Raw genomic sequence first — 18,679 nt, 5'->3', positions numbered from 1 at the left:
TCCAATAAAAAAGCCACCAGCAAATGCCAGTGGCTTCATGTAAGTACTATTTTTAGCTAGCGATTATCAATCTGATCTTTGGCTGCGAATAGCCTAACTGATGCTAATAACTACTCTAGGGTAATAAGCGTTCCATTCATTTCGCGTCGCCAACCCTCTAAAGACTCAGGATTCCATTCAAGCGCCAAAATGGCCTTGATATTGGGAAGGTCAGTTGTGATTGTTCTGAGGATGTTATCTTGAGGCCACAAATACACTATGACGCCCTGGAAGCCCATTCCGACCTCAGAGATAGACTTGGTCGTCATTAAATGAATATCAACAGAGCCTATCACCACACGTCTATTTTTATTGAGCGCAGCAAAATTAGCGGCTCCGAGCGCCACCCTTAAACACGATGAGTCTCTCGCTTGGCTATATGCGCTCACAACCAAAATCAGCTTTTTACTTTCTGACTTTGCCAACGCAAGTCCTCTAAGAATAGCTTCTTTAGTAGCCTTAGAGTTGTCCTTACAAGGTCTGATTAAATAGTATTCCATAGGTAGCCTCATGAAAATTTTGCAGGACATTATCACAGGCACTCATTGAATGCCTGCTGTAATGCCTTAGCAATCAATGTCTGGCTTGGTTACAGATCGGCATGCAGCCATGCAAGCCTGCTTCATAAGCATATCAGCCTGGCGAATCCACTCCATTGCCTCAAAACGCTCGTCTGGAGACATGGTTTCTGTATGGGTTGCATCCGCATGTTCTCGTAACAAACGAATAAATTGACGGCTTATTTCCTTAAACTGATTCATCTTGCCAACTTCGCCATGGGACAAAGTACGGTAACCAGTTACGGTACTACCATCCTGCGGTTTTGCTTCACTCATTGGCTTGCCTTGTCAGGTTGTTGCTGGCAGTTCGCCTGCCATGATTTGTTATGAGAAAGGATGTCTTTCTTTGTCTGCCTGCCCATCACTTCAATATCGTGCTCAGTCAGGTAGATGATCTTCACCCAGTCACACGATGTGTCGATGACTTCAGGTTTTGCGGGTAAAGTTTTCGCGCAGCTCGCGATCAACATCGTCATCAGGCATATGGTTAACAGCTTGCTGAACATCACTTGCCCCCTTTGTTGCTTCCACACGACGGTTTGAAACGGCTTCGACTGCTGCAGCGTTCTCTTCAGTACGCTGTTTATCGGCTGCCGCTTCCGCTTTACTGGTGCCGCGTGAATGACCAATGCCGAATGCTCCAGCGATAGCTGCAACCGCCAGCCCGATAGCGCCAAGAATCATTTCAATTGTCATAACCCCACCCGCTCTCTCATCCAGCCATAAACAAACGACTCGTTAGCGGGGCGCTGCTCTGCCAGTTCAAGATAACGTTGCCCCTGGCTGCAATTAATCGACTTAAGCATGACTTGCTCGCCATCTTTACCACGCGCCGCCAGAAATGATTTGAGCGCGCTGATTGTTCGCGGGCCTATCTGACCATCAGCAATTAAGTCAGGGTATAACTGCCCCTGCTGGTTGTAGGCATTGAGCCAGCGCTGAAACCATTTGCTCTGCACTGACGGGCCCATGTTCACGCCGGTATCACATAACTCAGCGGCAATAGCGGGAGAAAGTGAAGCTACCTGGTCGAAGCGTGGGCCAGCCCAGTAATCAGCAGTGAGAATTTCCAAAGCTGTCGTGCGAGGTAAGTCTTTCATGCTGCCTGCATAACCATGTGCCCTGGCTACTGCCTGAGTGATACCCCAGCGGGTCGGGCCACCTTTATCATCTGGGTGATCGACGTAACCGCCCTCTTTGCCGAGTATGGCTTCAAAGATTTCGTCTTTAGTCATAGGAGCCTCAAAGCATCGACCAGGCGAGCCACATTCCCTCGGGAACGCAGCACCACGATACAAATAATGAGATTCACCAACGCCACCAGCCAGTGTGATTCGGCGTATATGCCACACAGATAGGCTATGGGAACACTGGCGTAAACCAGCACAGCAAGATAAGCGAGGTGTGATATCCAGGGGCGATGACGAGCCCCTTTCTTGCGGTAGAGCATCAGCACGCCAACTATCACGACGCAGATCAGGGCGTTTGCTGTCGCAATTGGGTCACTTGTTACCATTGGTCCCCCCTCTGAATCGCGAGAACATCCCGGCTAAATCCTGGTTGTTGAAGAAAGTGAGGATCTTAATGGCTAACGCCGAGATAATTACTGCACCCAGTGCATCAAGAGGTTTGTCGCTGTAGCCCGTCACAACTGCAAGCTTTGAACCCACCAGCCCCGCGCAAAGTACCCCGGCAATATAAGATACGAGGAAGTAAGCAACGCGGCGTGGTGTAGTCAGGTCTGCTGCAGTAGCGACGTAGTAAACGGCACCAGCGAAAGCACCAAATACCACGCCGTAATCAAGGCCAGAAAGAATCCCGAAGAATGTGACACCAGTTAATGCAGTTGCTGCTCCGGTACTAGATATTGGATCAGCGGCCATCAAGCCCCCCCTCTTTGCTGTGTATCCTCTCAGATGAGGGGAATAAAAAAGGCCCACCTAAGTGAGCCTTTAAATTAGTGAAGAAAATTCAACCACGTTTCTTCTTAAGGAATTCTCGTTGAATCATTACCGCGACGAAACAAAATGCAACTAAAGGGATAAATGGTATGCGCCCCTGCTCCCAAAGATGAAAATTGTAATCAGATTCCGTAATAGTGTTGGCATACTCAAAACCATTACTTAAATAAATAGGCCCTAGGTGGAAAGCTTCTATAACGACAAACCAGAATGCACCTACTGCCCACGGGAAATTACAAACGAAATCAGGATAATTTCGGATAAGCCACTTCAATTTTAATTTCATGCTCAACAGCCCAATTATTCAAACGGTGAATAATTACGTGTTTAACTCATAGGAATCGTGATCCATGTCAATCATGAGTGTATGTGGAAGCAGGTGCCTATAAATACAAGAACCCGCACCAGGCGGGTTCATTTATCACTCTTGTCGCTCGGCTTATAGCGTCTTCGCTGACAAAGTGTGCTGTGTGCTCAGTTCGTTTTTACGTCCCGAGCTTAACACAATTCAAACAGTTTCCGCGCAAGACTGCAAGCTAAATCTGTCGGCATTTGTATCGAATACGTCACACATTGAGGCGTAAAGCATCGATTCGACCAAATTTAACCAGACATCAATTCGTGTTTCGCATGTTCTCAGACACCATTCTGGATGTTTATAGTGAAGTTCCCGCGCCATAGCCTTTTTGCTCTTACGCTGCTGATAGCGATCTTCTAGGAGTCGAAGTAATTTGTAGTTCCCTTCCTTGGCAAGCACTGAGCCAATCACCCCATCAATCTTTAAGGCTTCCTCGTCAGTACAAAACGCCAAGTTGCTTTTGTGCTTCCCGTTCAGCATATCCTTCAAGAAGAATTCCAACTCCGGCTTGGTAATGCCGGACTTCTTCATGCGGCGTAGCGCTTCGTTGATGGCTGTTTTAGTCAGTGTCTTTGTAGCCAAAAGCTGGTTAAACATGTTGCCACCACTGCCACCGCCAATGAATGACCAGCGCCCCCACATCCGCAGTTTTCCCTGAATCCAGATGCTCTCGAGCGTACGTAAACGAACCATCTCACTGCTTTTGCCTGTTGCTGTTGAATTAATCATTTACTGTCTCCCTTACGCCAGCACGCCGAGCGAGCAAGCCCGGTCAATAACTCGAATGATCATTGCCGGTTGTGAGCCATGCTTTTGCTCAAATTTCACCGGGTCGTTATGTAGTTCTGTATGGCATGTACGGCAAAGAGGAATAGACAAAACGTCATGGGCCTTAGTACCCATCCCACCCTGCCCCCAACCTATTAAATGATGTGGGTCGTCCGCTGGTGAGCCGCATCCCTCACATGGCTGTGTTTTTACCCATTGAAGGTATGTTGGTTTTTCCAGGCGAATGCGTTTTGGGCGCTTCATAAGAGTGCCTGGACTTTCCGGATCAACCTTCAGCTTGAGAACCGGCTTCACTTTTTCCTGGATAATGCTGGTGGCCGGTAACTCTGGAACGATGTCGCATTCACGGCTTACTGATGGGATGGCATCCTGTGGCATACGTAGCGCACGACGGGCCATGCCTTCCGGCAGCGCGCTTACCAGATCCCTTTGTGTCGCCCACCAGCAAATTTCAGGCAATGTGAGGACATGGCTTTTACTGAACCCAAGATTCTGGCGAGCTTTATCTATCACCCAGGCGATGATGTTTGCTTTGGCGATATCAGATAGCTGCTTGGTGTGATGATCATGAAGCTGGGTATCACAGCCCCAACACAGGCGAATAGCACCAGGGTGGAATTCAGTCGCAACCAGCTCTTTGTGGTGATAATCAGAGTGTGGCCACTGGCATCCGCTTGGCTGACGTTTGAGCCAGTCTTTCAACCCATTAATTCCACCAGCAGCCTGAATCACCTTTTCATTAGCAAAGAATGGTACAAGAACCGGATCCTCACCGAGACACTGCATTGCCGTAGGCAAAGCGCCAGAAGGCCACTCAATCATATATTCGGGTGCGTAATCGATGAGCACTCGCCCAGAGAATAACGGAAGCAGTTCTTTACTTGGCTTGAGTAATACCAATCCCAATTCCTTGACCACTACGGGTCTTAACAGAGCCCTCATCCGTTATTACCCATTTGCAGATGCTCAGCCCACAACCCAGCGATCCACTTAACGCCCTTTGGTGTAAAGCGTGCCTGGGTAAATGCATGATTGCTGACTTCACTGGTGCCTGTTTTCACGGTGAATCGACCAGCCTCGATATGCTGGCTGTAAGGCATCATGCCACCAGATAATCGATACATGATCTTTTGCTTCTCGAGGAAGGTGCGCAGCTCATATTCCTTTGCCTTTAGCAGCTTTGCCAACTGACGAAAACCGATCGCCCCACTAGCTTCGACGTACTGATTAACAAACTCAACTTTGGGAGCAGCTATCAGTAACTGATTTTCTAGGTGAAGTTTCTGCTCAGCCAAATCCGCAGCAAGACGCAAAGCCTCAGGCAAGGATTGTGGTATTGCGTTTCCCTGTTCCAGTTCCTGCCAGCGATCGACTACTGCCGCTGTAAATTCTGGTGAAAGACGAGCTACCAGCACGAGGGAGTCACGTTTGTTGAAGCGATATTCCTGATAAGTGTTGCCGTTATGGTCAAAATCGAACTGCGCCAACGGCGCGGTTAAAACTCCCACAGCAACTAACCGTTCTGCTGAACGTTTCACATCTCCATGCTTACTCTTCACCAGGATGGAAATCTCCCGACTGGACATGGTTGGTCCAGAAGCCATCAATTGAGGTTTATGGCATATCTGAATACTGCTGATTGACTGATTCATACGCTCTCCACTATTGACCGACAGCTGCACCCGTTTCGGTCTGATTAATAAATGCTCGTATCGTTACTTCAGCACTTCCCTTCTGCACTATTGGTCCCCACTCCACAAGCATTCGCTTCATCTGGCAATCGTCATGCCAGACACCAGCATGAGTCAGAGCATCGAACAGGGCTTTCCCGTAGTTATCCAGATCACGATTGCGGCGATCAGGTGGAAAGAGAATGACGGTGACAGACAAATCGCCATCAAGAGGTTTTGGTTTTCGGCGTAGCTGTTCCATCACAGCAGCAAACGCTTCTGTTCGGAATTTACGCCCTTTATCACTAATAAGATGACGCCCTATTAGCGGCCCCTTGTTCGGCGCGCGCCAGTAAGTGTTCACGCTTGGTGGAAAAGGAAGTGTTAGCTTCAACGAATACCTCCAGTGATTAAATCGAACGAGCTACTGCATTGATTACCCCAAGAATGCCAACCTGAGGTCTCTGATCGAGCAAACAACTCAACTCGCGGTACATCACCAACCAGTCGAACCAACAGGTCACGAATCTCTGGTGGCTTAGCGCTGTGCTCCATACGTGGCGCAGTAATATGCTGACAAACGGAAGCATCAAATCTTTCCGGTAATTTACCTCGCACTGCAAACAAACAATCTTCGCTATTCGCCCTTGTCATATGCCCCATGCCAATAGAGCTATTCCCTTTATGCTTATTGGTTTTGTGCCAGGTAAACCCTTTCATTGTCATGAAACGAAAGCCCCAAGCCCGAACAACTTCAAGCGCCTCGGTTGGTTGAGTTGGCACCCACCACATAGCAAGCAGGCAAGACTCAGGATCAGCCAACTCCCATACCGGTAAGCGGCAAATGTCCAGTTGTGTCATGGTGTCGTATTTGAACCCTACACCACGATTTCCATCTGCTGCCTTGTCTCGATAAGTCCACGGTGGATCAGCATAAATAAGCTTGTATTTGTTACTCATCCGACATACCTCGCAATAGCAATTCCCGCATAACTGCATTGAGCAGGATGAAAAGCTTTCGCATTACATCGATTAATCCTTCTCGTTATCTCTGTGCGTTCACTCATGTTGCCCGTCAAGTCCCACGCCTTTTGCCATTCGGTAGCTGCGCGATAATAGAGACACTTACTCTCGAGTGTCATTGCCTTTACGATCGCAGCCTGACGATTAGGTTTGTGCGGATTAGCAATGACTTCTTCCATTTCAGGAGGTGCGGGGGTCGCAACGCCGGGTGCCAGTGTGTAGCGATAAATACTGTCCTTTGATCTTTTTAGCGTGCCATTTTTAGTCAGGCGTACGAGTGCCGATGTCACTGAGTGCCGTTGCTCAGGAAACTGATGGCAAATAGCTGTTGAGCTCACACCGGGGTTTTCACCGATGTACCAAATGATTGCTGTGGTTATTCCTTTGATCATGCTGCTGCCCCTTGGTTGCCACGCTGCGCTTGTTCTTTCCAGATACTGTTCCAACGACTGATTGCAAACGTTGAGTTCTGCTTGCGCAGGTTCGCCGCGCCAGCTGCTTTGCAGACACGTAATTCCAGATCGCTTGGTTTGGTCTGGGAGATAGTCCCACTCATGTATCGGCGATAAGCTGCATCACGTTCGGTAACATCAATCAGTGAATCGTTCGAGGCGGTTGCTGGCTCGCTAGAACACGCAGGACGACCAGCAGTGTCCCAGGCTTTTGCCGCCAGCAGGTTGGAAGAGAATTTTTCGGAAGAGAAAATCTTTGATGGATTTAAGCCGCGTGCAAACTTAGTACCCAGCCAGCATGCAACTAGGTGATCGACCACAACCAGCATTTCATCCTTGGTCGCTGTGGCATTGCGAAGACGGGCACGAATGTGTTGCAGGTTATTGTCGCTCAGTTCAAACGTGACGCCAGTCAGTTTCGAGAGATGCTCAACCACTTCGGTCGCTTCTCTGGTTAAACGTTTAGCAATAAATTCTTCTCCGTCTGCTGGCGAAGCCGGCTGACAAGAGGGTTTTATGATCTGTAAGTTTGGATCTGTGTTTAGATCTGTATAGAGAATAGGAACGGCACCTTCGCCGTTCCCATCAAACGGCACATCCGCCGTTTCGGAGTGGCGATTCTGCTGTTCCGGTTCGGCACTTTCGCCGTTCCCATTCGGCGGACACGCATCTTTTTTTACCGGGAAGATAAGCTCAATAAGCTTGTCACCATCCAGGCGGTAGTGCTTAACCTTGTCACCATTGTTCAGGCGACGATTAGCAGTATCCAGAACGCCCGCCAGGTACTTACTTTCCAGCTTGGTTACGATACGGCGTATCTGGTCCCTGCCCAATTCCACTTCTTCGCCCAGTTCCTCATGAGTTTTGTAGAACCAACCATCGTCACGACCGCCGCAACCCGACCAGAACACAAGCTGATTCAGCACAGCAGCGAGTTGATACGCCTGCTGATCTTCACCAAAAAATTGAAGGTATGGGCGCGGAATAATAATTACGTTCTTCTGGCCCGACATGGCCTGAACAACATCGAATATCCGGCTACTGGTAGTCATTCTTCAACCCTTGTGAATTTGTCGCGGAATTGCTCAACTGGCTGCATACAGTCATGCTCATAGTCTTCACGTCTGAATATGACTTGCTGCTTTTCCCTGTCGTAACCGGTAACCCGGACGATATTCCCTCGCCAGTCTCGGTACTTTCGGTCAAGCTCTTGCATTGCTCAGCCTCATGACGAATCTTCGTGTCTTCTACCAACCACGCTACGAACTGGTAGTTGATGGCCACCCACTCACCCTGTAAATTCGCTTCATACAGGAACGGGGTTGCATCACTACCAGCCATTGAACGGCAGCGGATTTGCGGTGTTCCCATGTTTCTGGTTAAACTGTTCATGCGTTAAAGTTCTCCACTGAATCGACACGCCAAGACGCCCGGAGCTGCACACTCGCGGGCGTCATCTTTTCTCGACGCAACAAACATATCTACTGCCCCATCAGACACCCCATACAGCGCCATAAACCCCATGAATCCATGCATTTGATGGCGAATGCTGTTGTGGAACATCTGCGATAAAGTCTTCTTCTCTTTGCTATCAATTACGCCGTCTTCCAGCGCCGCGAACTTCGCCTGGTCCAATTTTCCTTTCACTGCGTTCAACTGCATTTCATGCTGAAACAAGTCAACGTTATCGAGGGACTCTGGTTTTGGAATATCCACCAGCAATTTTCCGCGGCGATTCGCAAAGTAGTCAGCCAGGAGCGACGTTCCAGATAAGTCTTCCATCTGTTCCAGTTCACTCACGGAGAAGAAACGACTGCCAACCTTCTGGTACATGTGGTTGTGAAACTGATCGATGGACATACCCAGGGCTTTTGCCATACCCACTCTTCCGGACGGATATGCTTTGCACATCCTGGTAATTGCTGAGTTGATGTTGTCTACCATCTCGTTTTTCCTTTGGTAGTTATGGTTTTACTGTTGATTCGTTAGGCTTGCTTGGTGGAAATACGTCGTCAATGTTGACACCCGCTCCAAAACTATTGAGAGCTAAAACTATGGTTCTACACTGATCGATATTCATGCTTCTTTTGCCATTTTCGTAGTGGCAAATTGCACCATTTGTTACCCCAAGAGCATTTGCTAAATGACCTTGTGTAATTCCTAACTTGGTTCTTATGGCTCGAAGGTTATTCATTTTGTTCTCCTGTAAACACAGTTAAATATACATTTTGTATTCTTAATGCACAAGAATGTTATACGTTTTGTGTCTCGATTATAGGTATACAACTTGTATCATTTAGGTATGACTATGAAATGGTACGATTTAGCTAAGTCCTTGATGAAAAGTCAGGGAGTTAATCAGGAACAATTAGCAGAACACCTTGGCATAACGAAAGGTGCAGTTAGTCATTGGCTGAATGCCCGGAGAGAGCCCAGTCTCGGAGAGATATCGAAAATCCTTCAATTTCTTGGTAAACGAAATTTCTCTGTTGGTGCCGGTGGATTGATCATTGATGAAAACATTAAGGGTGATGTCGAGTATGTTGGCCCCTATTCTCCAGGAAAGAAATATCCGGTAATCAGTAGTGTACAGGCCGGTTCTTGGAGCGAGGCATGTGAACCGTACACCCTGAAAGATATTGACCTGTGGCTTGAGTCAGATGCCCATATTCAGGGAGATGCCTTCTGGCTGGAAGTTGAAGGTGACTCAATGACAGCTCCAGTTGGCCTGAGTGTGCCAGAAGGTACATTCGTTCTGTTTGATACAGGCCGAGAGCCGGTAAATGGCAGCCTAGTGATAGCGAAGTTGTCAGATTCCAATGAAGCAACATTCAAGAAGCTAATCATTGATGGTGGACAGAAGTATTTGAAAGGTTTGAATCCGGCTTGGCCACTGGTTCCGGTTAACGGAAATTGTAAAACCATTGGTGTGGCGGTGGAAACCAAGCTGCGACTGGTTTAGCAGTGACCCTAATATTTCTTCGTGTCGGCATCGTGGCTGATTTCGTTTTAAAATACATATTGTCTAACTAACATAAATTTACACAGGTGGGATTCATGACAGATATCATTAAGTCCAAAGATTACGTGGATAGTTTTGCAGATGTTTTCATCACGGCAGGAATGAAGATTGGAGACAATGAATATTGCAAAATTACCTTTTGCCGCCACATGTTAGCTCATACGAACATGCCTGAACCAGGAACGCGTGATGCCGTTGCAGGTCTTTATCTTGAGGCAGGTCAAAGTGTTACTTTGCCAATGTCTATGGCGCGAAATATGGCGCAAGCGATACTTAATGCTCCAGTAACAGATGCTAGTTTGCTGACTCCTTCTGAGAAGAAATAATAAGTTATGGAAGCCAGCGTTTCGAAGGTTCGGATTTCTACATCTGAAAGTCAGTTGGAAAATTCTAGTGTTGACGCTTTTTTCATGCCTGCCTATCATGAAAAAGTAACAACTGCCTCCATCCCACCAGTATCCGAAACTGCTGCTATATTGGAGTTTGTAAGAACTAACACCGTACTGGAAAGTCCAATTGATAAGCATCAGGAAACCCATGAGGTGGATGTAATGACAATCTCAAGAGAAGAGCTAGACGCAAAACTAGCTCAAAACAAAGCCGAAGTTGGTGCCGTTGCGGCAGAGATGCGTCGCGAAATGTCGGAATGGCGCGAGCAAATGCGCTCAGATTTGCGCGACGTAAAAGATGCGATTAAATCTCAACAAGGTTCCCTTGATAAGCACTTTGGGGCTCAAGAAATAAAATTAAACGCCGCACTGCAAATTCAAGAACATAAGTTCGAGAAATCTCTTGGCGATGCAAAACTAGACATTATCAAATGGGCGTTGGGGATCCCTGCAATCGCATTTACCATATATAAAATTTATGGAGCTATAACAGGGACCCCTACTCCATAATTGTCATGTTGACACCTTCGCCCTTCAAAACCCGGCTACCGAGCCGGGTTTTTATTGCCCCGTACTAACCAACTCCGCAGCTTTCACAACTTCCTCATATTCCTAGCCATTCCGATGTTTTTATTCCATAAACTTATCGATATTAAATAATAAATACTTAAAATACAAAACGTTAACAAGTCAAAGTTGAAATATACAATTTGTATTGCATTTATAAAATACATTTTGTATATTCACATCATCAGCAGCGAATAGGCAGGACGCCCACGAAGTAGCCGCCCCAGGCGTATGAAGATGGGGATGATTCGCAAGCAACAAAAAAGCGCCCTACTGGACGCTTAGCTCTTTAACAATCTGGATATCCCTGCTTACCAAACTGGTTTGTAAGCTGAAACATTCATTGGAAATAAGGAGGTGCAACTGTGGCACCTAGATTGAAAATAATACTTATTCGTATGGGAGTTATACGCAGGCTCACCAGTTGGCTGAAGAATCGATATTACCTTTTTGGTAAAACATTGTGGGCAAAGATGCACCGTAGTTTCAGTATCGCCCACGATCTGTTTCTTAGAATACACAAACGTACCAGATTCAAGATTATTAAGAACATAACCTTCTGTTTGGGATTTAAACTCTTCAAACTCAGCAACTTTTGCTTTGAGAAGCATTACTTCTTCGTCGCGAGATCGAATCGCATCACCAAGGATGAAACAGTCAGACTGAATAGCTAATAGTTTGTTCTGTAGCTCAAAGGTAGCCGCTTTAATTTCAGCATCCGTTTTAGCATCACTTATTACTTTTACGAGACCAGTAGTCTCTTTGAGGGCTGTAAGAGCCGCAGAAAATTCAGCGATCACTATGAAAACTCTTCTTATTGTTGGGGATATCCAGATTAACCGAATCCTTGTTGTTGGGGAATAACCAGGATGCACCGAGCCTGATGTGTTGAAAAGACAGGCGCTAACAATATGAATCATCCCTGTTCTGGCGGCCCGTTTGTTTCCCGTTGATGTCGCGGTGACCGCCAGCTTTTTTTCACACTACAGGCGAGAGCACTGGCGCATGACGGGCCCATAACCCAATCCATGCGTTTGAGGGCGGCGGCTCATTCAGTGCTCTCACCTGTGATGTGAAGTTACTAAACCGCGGATGTGCAGAAACCGCTACTGGAGAACTAACGTGAAAGTTTCAAAACTGAAAAATGCCATCGTCTACAAAGCTACATTGCCTGGCGTGGACAATATCAATCAGCACCTTGCTGAATTGCCCTACTCAGAAATTGGCGACACTGAATTCATTCGCTACAGCTTTGTAGAGAATCCAATTACTGGCGAAATCGTCACCCCGATCGTCAATGGTTACGCTATTTGTCTTCGTATCGACGAGAAGATCATTCCAAAGCCAGTTATTAAAAAGACAGTGCTGGAACGCATTGCCTCAATCGAAGGCCGCTTTGGTGCGCGCATTTCCAAGATCGAAAAGCAGCAGGTTATCGACACTGTAAAAGTGGACCTCTGCAAACAAGCTTTCGTGAAAACTTCGCTGATCTATGCGCTGTACCAGGCTGAAGAAAACCTATTGATGGTTAACACAACCAGTAAGCACTACGCGAATGTACTGTGCTCGATGCTGGTTAAAGTCGTCGGCTCGATTGAAACCAAGACCATTCATATCAGCGATGTGAAGAACGGCCTGACCACTCGACTCAAGAGTTACATTGCCGGCGACAGTGAAGCTTTTGATGGGTTCGAGGTTGGTAGCGTGATGCAGCTTTCACGCAAGGCCGAGACTAAAGAAACTATCCGTTATTCAGCAGATCACCATTCAGTGGTTTCCGAAATAGAAGAGAGCCTAAATAGTGGGTTCAGCGTTGATAGCATCGAGCTATATAGCGACGGCGCCAGCTTCGTTCTTACCGAAAACTTCCACTTTCGCCGCATTGATACCAAAAGTTCCGATGCAAATGCCGAAGATGATAAAGCGTTCGTATGGCGCCAGGCGGCAGGTATTGATCTCTTCATTATGACTGGTGTGATCAATAAGCTTTGCAAGCTTCTTTCCTATAAAGAACCTGAGAAAGAAGAACAGCCAGAAGAAGTTTAACTAATCCCAAGAATAAATTATTGCCTCCGGGCAAGGGATTCGTGCAACCAAAATTCAGCGCCGGTGCAGTGGCGCTCTTATTTAGTGGAGAATTTAATGTCTTATATCCAGACCTTAACCGGGAAGCATATTAACTTCCTGAACATCAATCCTGACGACATTGTCATTGAAGATATTGCAACAGCGCTCTCTAACTGCTGCCGATTCGCCGGGCATCTTCCTGAGTTCTATTCAGTTGCTCAGCATTCGGTTCTCACCAGCCTGTTGGTGTCGCCAGAGTTCGCGCTGGAGGCATTGCTTCACGATGCCCATGAAGCCTATGTGTGTGACATACCTTCCCCGTTAAAGCGCATGCTGCCCGACTACCTCCAGATTGAGAACTACGTGGAATCGGTGATCCGCAAGAAATACGGTTTGCCGGAAGCGATGAGTGAGCCAGTGAAGTATGCGGATCTGATTATGCTGGAAACCGAACGCCACGAACTCGATATTCACGACGGCTCTACCTGGCCAATTCTGGAAGGGATTTCACCAACCGACCAGTTCTCTATTAACCCACTTCGCCCGGGTCAGGCATATGGCCTCTTCATGACCCGCTTCAACGAATTGATGGAGCTTCGCGCATGCACCAGCATCTGAAAGTTAAAGACTTGGTCGCCGCTGCTTATGCCGCGGTTCCTACTCTGCCACCAGCAGAAGCTAAATTAATGCGTGAAGTCGCCACCAGGCTAAGTGTGACTTTTACTGCCCTAACTGAATCTTTAGAACTGCGTAAAGCTCTCACGAAAGAGCGCGATGCGTTGAAACTGCAGGTAGTTAACCTTGCTGTTGATAATGCGGCATTTAAAAGCGAAGCAAGGGGTGCCGGCAATGGGCAATAACATCGACGTGCATATTCCACCGATGGCCGATCCACTAGGTCGCCACTGGCAACAGCCTACTGCAGAAGGGATTCTTATTGATGGTAAGCATGCCGTTATGGATAACCAAACGTTCAGCGCCCTTGCGGAATATTCGGGCTCAGTGCCATCCGGGGTTTATCCGGGAAAGATGTGGAAAGCGATCTCGAGTGACGGTCGCAAATTCCTTCGCTGGTACGGGATCGCTGATGACCTTCGCCTTTGCACCTGCAACCAGCGCGAAATACTGATAGTGGAGGCCAGCAATGGATAAGGGAATAGAAGCGCTGATTGCCAGAGTCAAAAAGCAGACTGAAAGTTTTGACACTGTGGTGCTGAAAGAGGATGAAGCAAAGTCGCTAATAGCGGCGCTGGAGCAGGCGCAGCGTAACGCTATGCGGTATCAATTTATACGGGATAAGGATGCTTTTGGTGATGAGAGCGAGCCGGGATTAATTGGATGGGATGGATTGGTGGAGTTGGATGCTAACGAATTCGATGCTGCTATAGACGAGAGAATGGCACATCCAAATATTGCATACGCACCACCCCACCACAACGGCATGATGCAGCTATCCAATGAACTAGCAGAGATGAAGCGGAAGTGTGTTGAGTTGCCTGATGAATTTGCTCGCATTGCTGAAAACTTGCGAACTCAAGATAACCGAATAACCAGTCACCCTGTTTTTGTTATTTTTCAGAAAGAAGAAATGGTCGTTAGTGAGGAATTCGACCACGACCGCATAGCGTGGGTGTGGGAATGCGGTGATGGTGAAGTTGAAGACCGCACAGCAAGAAGGCTTGAAGCACTTCATAAGGGTTGCAGGGGTACGCGTGGATATTCTCGCTACGCAATGAAGTCTATCAAGCGCTTTGTGACCGCGTGCTTCACCGAAGATGGTTGCAAAGACTACCTGCGACAGAATGGACACAACCTTAACGAGCCGTTTATTTACGTCCATAGCGCATACCGAAACGACGAATGGCGGGTAATTCGAAACTGGCTGATGACTGTTGGCGGCAATGTTGAAGGGAGTGAGTGAGATGGGAAAAGTAACTTTTGTTGTTGAGTTTGAAGACGGGAAAGAGCCGGCAGTAAACGGACACACTGAAATTCTTGGCGGCCGTCTCTGTCGTGTGGCCTGGCTGGATGTCATTGCGCTTGATGATGAAGGCGGCTGTAACAGCGTGCGTGATTGCCTTCCTCCTGCTAATCGGCATGTTTTGTTGTTTGACGCTAATGGGGAAGGCTGGATTATTGGCTGGCGTTCTCTTTGGTATGGTCTTGGTCAAGTAGAAACCGGCGAGTGGGAATGGTCATTCCAGATTGAAGGCATGACAGACCTCGACATTACCCATTGGGCACCTATTCCAGAAGGACCGGAGGATCTATGACTACCAATCGCATGGGATTAGAGCAGACACTGAGTGATGGCGAGCTGACTGTAATCACGGACACCGACCACGTTCAATGCGGTGATGCCGCAGCTATGGCGCGTGAGTTGCTGGCGTACAGGAAAGCGAGCAAGAAGGCGGTGGCATGGACTGATGCAGAAGAGCTGCGAGACTTGGAACGAGATGGTTATGCAGCAATGCTATCCATGAAAAATCAGGACAAAAATACAGACCCACGCCGTCAAATCATGCTCTACGCAGCCCCACCACTCCCGGCTGGGACGGTGCCGGATGACCCAACAGACGATGAGCGGCTAATGGAGATAGAGGGCATCTCTGTAGTTAAATTGCCGTCTGAATTCCACAGCGAGCATGGAGTTGTTGTGCAACTGGAGAAGGTCATGGCGGCATTGGCGGTGCACGGAATCAAGTATGAGCGGTGGCATCAAAAGGTAGTTGGGCTGCGTGCAGGAATTGACGCCGTTCGCGCAGCAGACATTGAGGTGGACGTCGATAAAATCAACGCCAAAAGTGTCACAAATGAACCATAACTACCAGATTACACGCAAATAAGCTCATGTGTGAGCCATTACACTTATAACGGTTTATACATGAGCCATTCCGATTAAATTTCACAATTACAGACCATATACGACCCTAATTAATAATATTTTACTCATCAGTACCGATATTTAATCATTTCAGCCCGGGTGCAGCCGGGTGTTGTGGAGGACTTATGGCACGAATGATCCCTTTACTCGAATGGGCTAAAGAAGAATTTGGCGAGCAGGCGCCCAGTGAGCGAATCTTGAAGAAGTTCGCCAAGGGTAAAATGATTGCCCCACCAGCAATAAAAGTTGGTCATTGCTGGATGGTAGATCGTGAAGCCCGTTTTGTGGGTGTAGCGGCCCCGCATCAGGTTCCTGCTAACGCAAACCCAAGACTTTTACGGATTATTGCCGATGGCTGCTAGACCTAGAACTCATAAAGTTACTATTCCTAATTTGTACTGCAAACTCGACAAACGTACTGGTCGGATTTACTGGCAGTATAAACATCCAACATCAGGAAAGTTTCATAGCCTGGGTACTGATGAAGAAGAGGCAAAGCAAATAGCGAATGAAGCTAATACCATCATTGCCGAACAAAGAACACGGCAGATCCTGAGCATAAATGAGCGTATTGCTAAAATTAAAGGGGATAGAACAAGCATCACTGTCACTGAGTGGCTGGATAAATATCTAAAAATTCAGGAAGAGAGAGTGAGTCTTAATGAACTTCGACCAAATTCATATAAGCAAAAAATAAAACCAGTAAGGCTTTTCCGGGAGCATTCAGGTATGCAATACCTAAAAAACATTACCGCACTGGATATCGCTGAAATTACGGATAATGTGAAATCTGAAGGTCACAACAGAATGGCCCAGATTGTGAGGTTGGTGATGGTGGATGTTTTCAAAGAGGCTCAGCACGCGGGGCATGTGCCACCAGGATATAACCCGGCACAGGCAACAAGACAACCTAGAAATAAAGTCACACGCCAGCGCCTTTCCTTTGAAGAATGGCAGGCGATATTTAAACAAGCAGAAAACCATCCTCCTTATTTAATTAGTGGAATGCTACTTGCTTTAGTAACTGGTCAACGTATTGGCGATATCACGAATATGAAATTTAGCGATATCTGGGACGACATGCTGCATGTAACACAGGAAAAAACTGGCAGCCGTGTAGCGATCCCTTTAAGCATCAAATGTGAAAAGATAAATATGACATTACGAGAGGTCATTGCTGTTTGCCGTGATGCGGTTGTCAGTAAATACCTGGTGCATTTTCGTCACTCTACTTCAATGGCAACTCGCGGGGATCGCGTATCAGCTAGTTCGCTAACAACGACGTTTAAAAAGGCCAGGGAAAAGTGCGGATTAACCTGGGAAGAAGGTACTGCCCCAACCTTCCACGAACAACGATCTTTAGCGGAAAGGGTGTACCGGGATCAGGGTATCGATACACAACGACTGCTTGGCCACAGAACAAGAAAAATGACCGATAAATATAATGATGACCGAGGTAAAGACTGGGCAATAGTTGAGGTAAAAACGGGTTAAAAAATCAGGGGTTTTGGGGAAGAGTTTTGGGGAAGGTTTTGGGGAAGAGATTTTAGGTAGGCATAAAAAACGGGAGCACCAGGCTCCCGTTTTAGCATCAGCGAAATCGCTAATTACATATGTTCGATCATTGCGTCGCCAAACTCTGAACATTTCAGTAGTTTAGCGCCGTCCATCAGGCGTTCGAAATCGTAAGTTACGGTTTTGGCGTTAATCGCGCCTTCCATACCTTTAACAATTAAGTCAGCCGCTTCGAACCATTCCATATGACGCAGCATCATTTCAGCGGAGAGAATAATTGAACCTGGGTTCACTTTATCCTGGCCAGCATACTTTGGTGCGGTGCCGTGGGTGGCTTCGAACAGTGCGCATTCGTCACCGATGTTCGCGCCTGGTGCGATACCGATACCGCCAACCTGAGCGGCCAGGGCGTCGGAAATGTAGTCACCGTTCAGGTTCATACAGGCGATAACGTCGTATTCAGCCGGACGCAGCAGGATTTGTTGCAGGAACGCATCAGCGATCACGTCTTTAACAACGATTTCTTTGCCGGTATTTGGGTTCTTCAGTTTCACCCATGGGCCGCCATCAATCAGCTCGCCGCCGAACTCTTCACGCGCCAGTTGGTAGCCCCAGTCTTTGAAAGCACCTTCGGTGAATTTCATGATGTTGCCTTTGTGAACCAGAGTCACGGAATCACGGTCGTTGGTGATTGCGTATTCGATGGCTGCACGAACCAGGCGTTTGGTGCCTTCTTCGGAGCACGGCTTGATGCCGATACCGCAATGTTCAGGGAAACGAATTTTCGTCACGCCCATTTCATCACGCAGGAATTTGATGACTTTTTCAGCTTCCGCGCTGTCAGCCTTCCACTCGATGCCCGCATAAATATCTTCTGAGTTTTCACGGAAGATAACCATGTTGGTCAGTTCAGGGTGTTTAACCGGGCTTGGCGTGCCCTGGTAGTAACGCACCGGACGCAGGCACACGTACAGGTCAAGTTGCTGACGCAGAGCAACGTTCAGGGAACGAATACCGCCGCCAACTGGAGTGGTCAGTGGCCCTTTAATCGCCACGCGGTAATCACGAATCAGGTCCAGAGTTTCTTCTGGCAGCCAGACATCCTGGCCGTAAAGTTGGGTAGATTTTTCGCCGGTATAGATTTCCATCCAGGAAATTTTCCGCTCGCCTTTGTAGGCCTTCTGCACGGCGGCATCAACCACTTTAATCATAGCTGGCGTCACGTCCACACCGATACCATCACCTTCAATGAAAGGAATGATTGGGTTGTGAGGAACATTCAGTTTGCCATCTTGCAGGGTGATCTTCTTACCTTCCGCCGGAACTACTACTTTGCTTTCCATTAACCTCTCCTTCGAGCGCTTCTTTTTGTTAATGATTTGT

The 18,679-nt window shown here is 47.5% G+C and carries 31 protein-coding genes; 12 read left to right on the top strand and 19 right to left on the bottom strand.

What is annotated here, in order from left to right; all coding sequences use genetic code 11:
• Positions 1 to 110: 110 nt before the first annotated feature.
• From D6029_RS03725 to D6029_RS03640, 17 genes are all read right to left on the bottom strand, one after another.
• The gene (locus D6029_RS03725) at positions 111 to 539 is read right to left on the bottom strand and encodes a hypothetical protein (RefSeq protein ID WP_120063477.1); all 429 of its coding nucleotides are present in this window, start codon (positions 537 to 539) and stop codon (positions 111 to 113) included.
• 66 nt (positions 540 to 605) lie between these two features.
• Positions 606 to 875 (bottom strand): Acb2/Tad1 domain-containing protein, encoded by a 270-nt coding sequence (locus D6029_RS03720; protein WP_120063476.1) that lies wholly within the window; start codon positions 873 to 875, stop codon positions 606 to 608.
• Positions 876 to 1,025: 150 nt separating this feature from the next.
• Positions 1,026 to 1,295 (bottom strand): hypothetical protein, encoded by a 270-nt coding sequence (locus tag D6029_RS03710; RefSeq protein ID WP_120063474.1) that lies wholly within the window; start codon positions 1,293 to 1,295, stop codon positions 1,026 to 1,028.
• Positions 1,292 to 1,834: a glycoside hydrolase family 108 protein gene (locus D6029_RS03705; RefSeq protein ID WP_120063473.1), complete on the bottom strand. Its 543-nt coding sequence runs from the start codon at positions 1,832 to 1,834 to the stop codon at positions 1,292 to 1,294. The genes D6029_RS03710 and D6029_RS03705 overlap by 4 nt, the downstream gene beginning before the upstream one ends.
• A complete protein-coding gene (locus D6029_RS03700) occupies positions 1,831 to 2,115 on the bottom strand; it encodes a phage holin family protein (protein WP_120063472.1) in 285 nt (94 codons plus the stop codon). The genes D6029_RS03705 and D6029_RS03700 overlap by 4 nt, the downstream gene beginning before the upstream one ends.
• The gene (locus tag D6029_RS03695) at positions 2,102 to 2,482 is read right to left on the bottom strand and encodes a phage holin family protein (protein WP_120063471.1); all 381 of its coding nucleotides are present in this window, start codon (positions 2,480 to 2,482) and stop codon (positions 2,102 to 2,104) included. Before D6029_RS03695 ends, D6029_RS03700 begins: the two co-directional genes overlap by 14 nt.
• 88 nt (positions 2,483 to 2,570) lie before the next feature.
• Positions 2,571 to 2,846 (bottom strand): hypothetical protein, encoded by a 276-nt coding sequence (locus tag D6029_RS22480; RefSeq protein ID WP_120063470.1) that lies wholly within the window; start codon positions 2,844 to 2,846, stop codon positions 2,571 to 2,573.
• Between the two features lie 222 nt (positions 2,847 to 3,068).
• Positions 3,069 to 3,647 (bottom strand): DUF1133 family protein, encoded by a 579-nt coding sequence (locus tag D6029_RS03685; protein ID WP_120063469.1) that lies wholly within the window; start codon positions 3,645 to 3,647, stop codon positions 3,069 to 3,071.
• Positions 3,648 to 3,659: 12 nt separating this feature from the next.
• Positions 3,660 to 4,649 carry a DUF968 domain-containing protein gene (locus D6029_RS03680; protein ID WP_120063468.1) on the bottom strand — a complete coding sequence of 330 codons (990 nt, stop codon included), beginning with the start codon at positions 4,647 to 4,649 and terminating at the stop codon, positions 3,660 to 3,662.
• A complete protein-coding gene (locus D6029_RS03675) occupies positions 4,646 to 5,359 on the bottom strand; it encodes a phage antirepressor KilAC domain-containing protein (protein WP_418230240.1) in 714 nt (237 codons plus the stop codon). The genes D6029_RS03680 and D6029_RS03675 overlap by 4 nt, the downstream gene beginning before the upstream one ends.
• Before the next feature lie 10 nt (positions 5,360 to 5,369).
• Entirely contained in the window at positions 5,370 to 5,771 is a 402-nt protein-coding gene (locus D6029_RS03670) for a RusA family crossover junction endodeoxyribonuclease (protein ID WP_120063467.1), read from the bottom strand.
• Positions 5,768 to 6,337 carry an MT-A70 family methyltransferase gene (locus tag D6029_RS03665; RefSeq protein ID WP_120063466.1) on the bottom strand — a complete coding sequence of 190 codons (570 nt, stop codon included), beginning with the start codon at positions 6,335 to 6,337 and terminating at the stop codon, positions 5,768 to 5,770. Before D6029_RS03665 ends, D6029_RS03670 begins: the two co-directional genes overlap by 4 nt.
• A complete protein-coding gene (locus tag D6029_RS03660) occupies positions 6,334 to 6,792 on the bottom strand; it encodes a hypothetical protein (RefSeq protein WP_120063465.1) in 459 nt (152 codons plus the stop codon). Before D6029_RS03660 ends, D6029_RS03665 begins: the two co-directional genes overlap by 4 nt.
• Positions 6,789 to 7,904 carry a conserved phage C-terminal domain-containing protein gene (locus tag D6029_RS03655; protein ID WP_120063464.1) on the bottom strand — a complete coding sequence of 372 codons (1,116 nt, stop codon included), beginning with the start codon at positions 7,902 to 7,904 and terminating at the stop codon, positions 6,789 to 6,791. Before D6029_RS03655 ends, D6029_RS03660 begins: the two co-directional genes overlap by 4 nt.
• Entirely contained in the window at positions 7,901 to 8,068 is a 168-nt protein-coding gene (locus D6029_RS03650) for a DUF4222 domain-containing protein (protein ID WP_120063750.1), read from the bottom strand. Before D6029_RS03650 ends, D6029_RS03655 begins: the two co-directional genes overlap by 4 nt.
• Positions 8,069 to 8,247: 179 nt before the next feature.
• The gene (locus D6029_RS03645) at positions 8,248 to 8,796 is read right to left on the bottom strand and encodes a YmfL family putative regulatory protein (RefSeq protein ID WP_120063463.1); all 549 of its coding nucleotides are present in this window, start codon (positions 8,794 to 8,796) and stop codon (positions 8,248 to 8,250) included.
• Between the two features lie 19 nt (positions 8,797 to 8,815).
• On the bottom strand, positions 8,816 to 9,046 hold the full coding sequence (locus D6029_RS03640) for a helix-turn-helix transcriptional regulator (protein ID WP_120063462.1): 231 nt from the start codon (positions 9,044 to 9,046) through the stop codon (positions 8,816 to 8,818).
• A 108-nt stretch (positions 9,047 to 9,154) separates the two neighbouring features.
• Here D6029_RS03640 and D6029_RS03635 point away from each other — a divergent pair, with 108 nt between their 5' ends.
• The 3 genes from D6029_RS03635 (at position 9,155) to D6029_RS03625 (ending at position 10,773) form a co-directional block, all read left to right on the top strand.
• Positions 9,155 to 9,814 (top strand): LexA family protein, encoded by a 660-nt coding sequence (locus D6029_RS03635; protein WP_120063461.1) that lies wholly within the window; start codon positions 9,155 to 9,157, stop codon positions 9,812 to 9,814.
• A gap of 95 nt (positions 9,815 to 9,909) precedes the next feature.
• A complete protein-coding gene (locus tag D6029_RS03630) occupies positions 9,910 to 10,200 on the top strand; it encodes a hypothetical protein (RefSeq protein WP_120063460.1) in 291 nt (96 codons plus the stop codon).
• Positions 10,201 to 10,206: 6 nt separating this feature from the next.
• Positions 10,207 to 10,773 (top strand): hypothetical protein, encoded by a 567-nt coding sequence (locus tag D6029_RS03625; protein WP_120063459.1) that lies wholly within the window; start codon positions 10,207 to 10,209, stop codon positions 10,771 to 10,773.
• Between the two features lie 368 nt (positions 10,774 to 11,141).
• Here the strand turns inward: D6029_RS03625 and D6029_RS03620 are convergent, their stop codons facing one another.
• Positions 11,142 to 11,630 (bottom strand): hypothetical protein, encoded by a 489-nt coding sequence (locus tag D6029_RS03620; RefSeq protein WP_120063458.1) that lies wholly within the window; start codon positions 11,628 to 11,630, stop codon positions 11,142 to 11,144.
• A 322-nt stretch (positions 11,631 to 11,952) separates the two neighbouring features.
• Between D6029_RS03620 and rdgC the strand changes: the two genes are divergently transcribed.
• The 9 genes from rdgC (at position 11,953) to D6029_RS03575 (ending at position 17,275) form a co-directional block, all read left to right on the top strand.
• The gene (gene rdgC / locus D6029_RS03615; RefSeq protein WP_120063457.1) at positions 11,953 to 12,876 is read left to right on the top strand and encodes a recombination-associated protein RdgC; all 924 of its coding nucleotides are present in this window, start codon (positions 11,953 to 11,955) and stop codon (positions 12,874 to 12,876) included.
• 96 nt (positions 12,877 to 12,972) lie between these two features.
• Positions 12,973 to 13,515 carry an HD family hydrolase gene (locus D6029_RS03610; protein ID WP_120063456.1) on the top strand — a complete coding sequence of 181 codons (543 nt, stop codon included), beginning with the start codon at positions 12,973 to 12,975 and terminating at the stop codon, positions 13,513 to 13,515.
• Positions 13,500 to 13,757 carry a hypothetical protein gene (locus D6029_RS03605; RefSeq protein WP_120063455.1) on the top strand — a complete coding sequence of 86 codons (258 nt, stop codon included), beginning with the start codon at positions 13,500 to 13,502 and terminating at the stop codon, positions 13,755 to 13,757. Before D6029_RS03610 ends, D6029_RS03605 begins: the two co-directional genes overlap by 16 nt.
• Positions 13,747 to 14,049, top strand: a complete 303-nt coding sequence (locus D6029_RS03600) for a hypothetical protein (RefSeq protein WP_120063454.1) — start codon at positions 13,747 to 13,749, stop codon at positions 14,047 to 14,049. Before D6029_RS03605 ends, D6029_RS03600 begins: the two co-directional genes overlap by 11 nt.
• Positions 14,042 to 14,818, top strand: a complete 777-nt coding sequence (locus tag D6029_RS03595) for an ead/Ea22-like family protein (RefSeq protein ID WP_120063453.1) — start codon at positions 14,042 to 14,044, stop codon at positions 14,816 to 14,818. Before D6029_RS03600 ends, D6029_RS03595 begins: the two co-directional genes overlap by 8 nt.
• Before the next feature lies 1 nt (position 14,819).
• Positions 14,820 to 15,170: a DUF551 domain-containing protein gene (locus D6029_RS03590; RefSeq protein ID WP_120063452.1), complete on the top strand. Its 351-nt coding sequence runs from the start codon at positions 14,820 to 14,822 to the stop codon at positions 15,168 to 15,170.
• On the top strand, positions 15,167 to 15,721 hold the full coding sequence (locus D6029_RS03585) for a hypothetical protein (RefSeq protein WP_120063451.1): 555 nt from the start codon (positions 15,167 to 15,169) through the stop codon (positions 15,719 to 15,721). Before D6029_RS03590 ends, D6029_RS03585 begins: the two co-directional genes overlap by 4 nt.
• 185 nt (positions 15,722 to 15,906) lie before the next feature.
• Entirely contained in the window at positions 15,907 to 16,143 is a 237-nt protein-coding gene (locus D6029_RS03580) for an excisionase (protein WP_064518030.1), read from the top strand.
• Entirely contained in the window at positions 16,133 to 17,275 is a 1,143-nt protein-coding gene (locus D6029_RS03575) for a phage integrase Arm DNA-binding domain-containing protein (RefSeq protein WP_120063450.1), read from the top strand. Before D6029_RS03580 ends, D6029_RS03575 begins: the two co-directional genes overlap by 11 nt.
• Positions 17,276 to 17,388: 113 nt before the next feature.
• Here the strand turns inward: D6029_RS03575 and icd are convergent, their stop codons facing one another.
• Entirely contained in the window at positions 17,389 to 18,639 is a 1,251-nt protein-coding gene (icd, locus tag D6029_RS03570) for an NADP-dependent isocitrate dehydrogenase (protein WP_064547705.1), read from the bottom strand.
• Positions 18,640 to 18,679: the final 40 nt, after the last annotated feature.

This window comes from Buttiauxella izardii, from assembly GCF_003601925.1.
Lineage (GTDB): Bacteria > Pseudomonadota > Gammaproteobacteria > Enterobacterales > Enterobacteriaceae > Buttiauxella > Buttiauxella izardii.
Note: the sequence above shows the minus strand (reverse complement) of the source record. Positions and strands in the feature narration are given on the sequence as shown.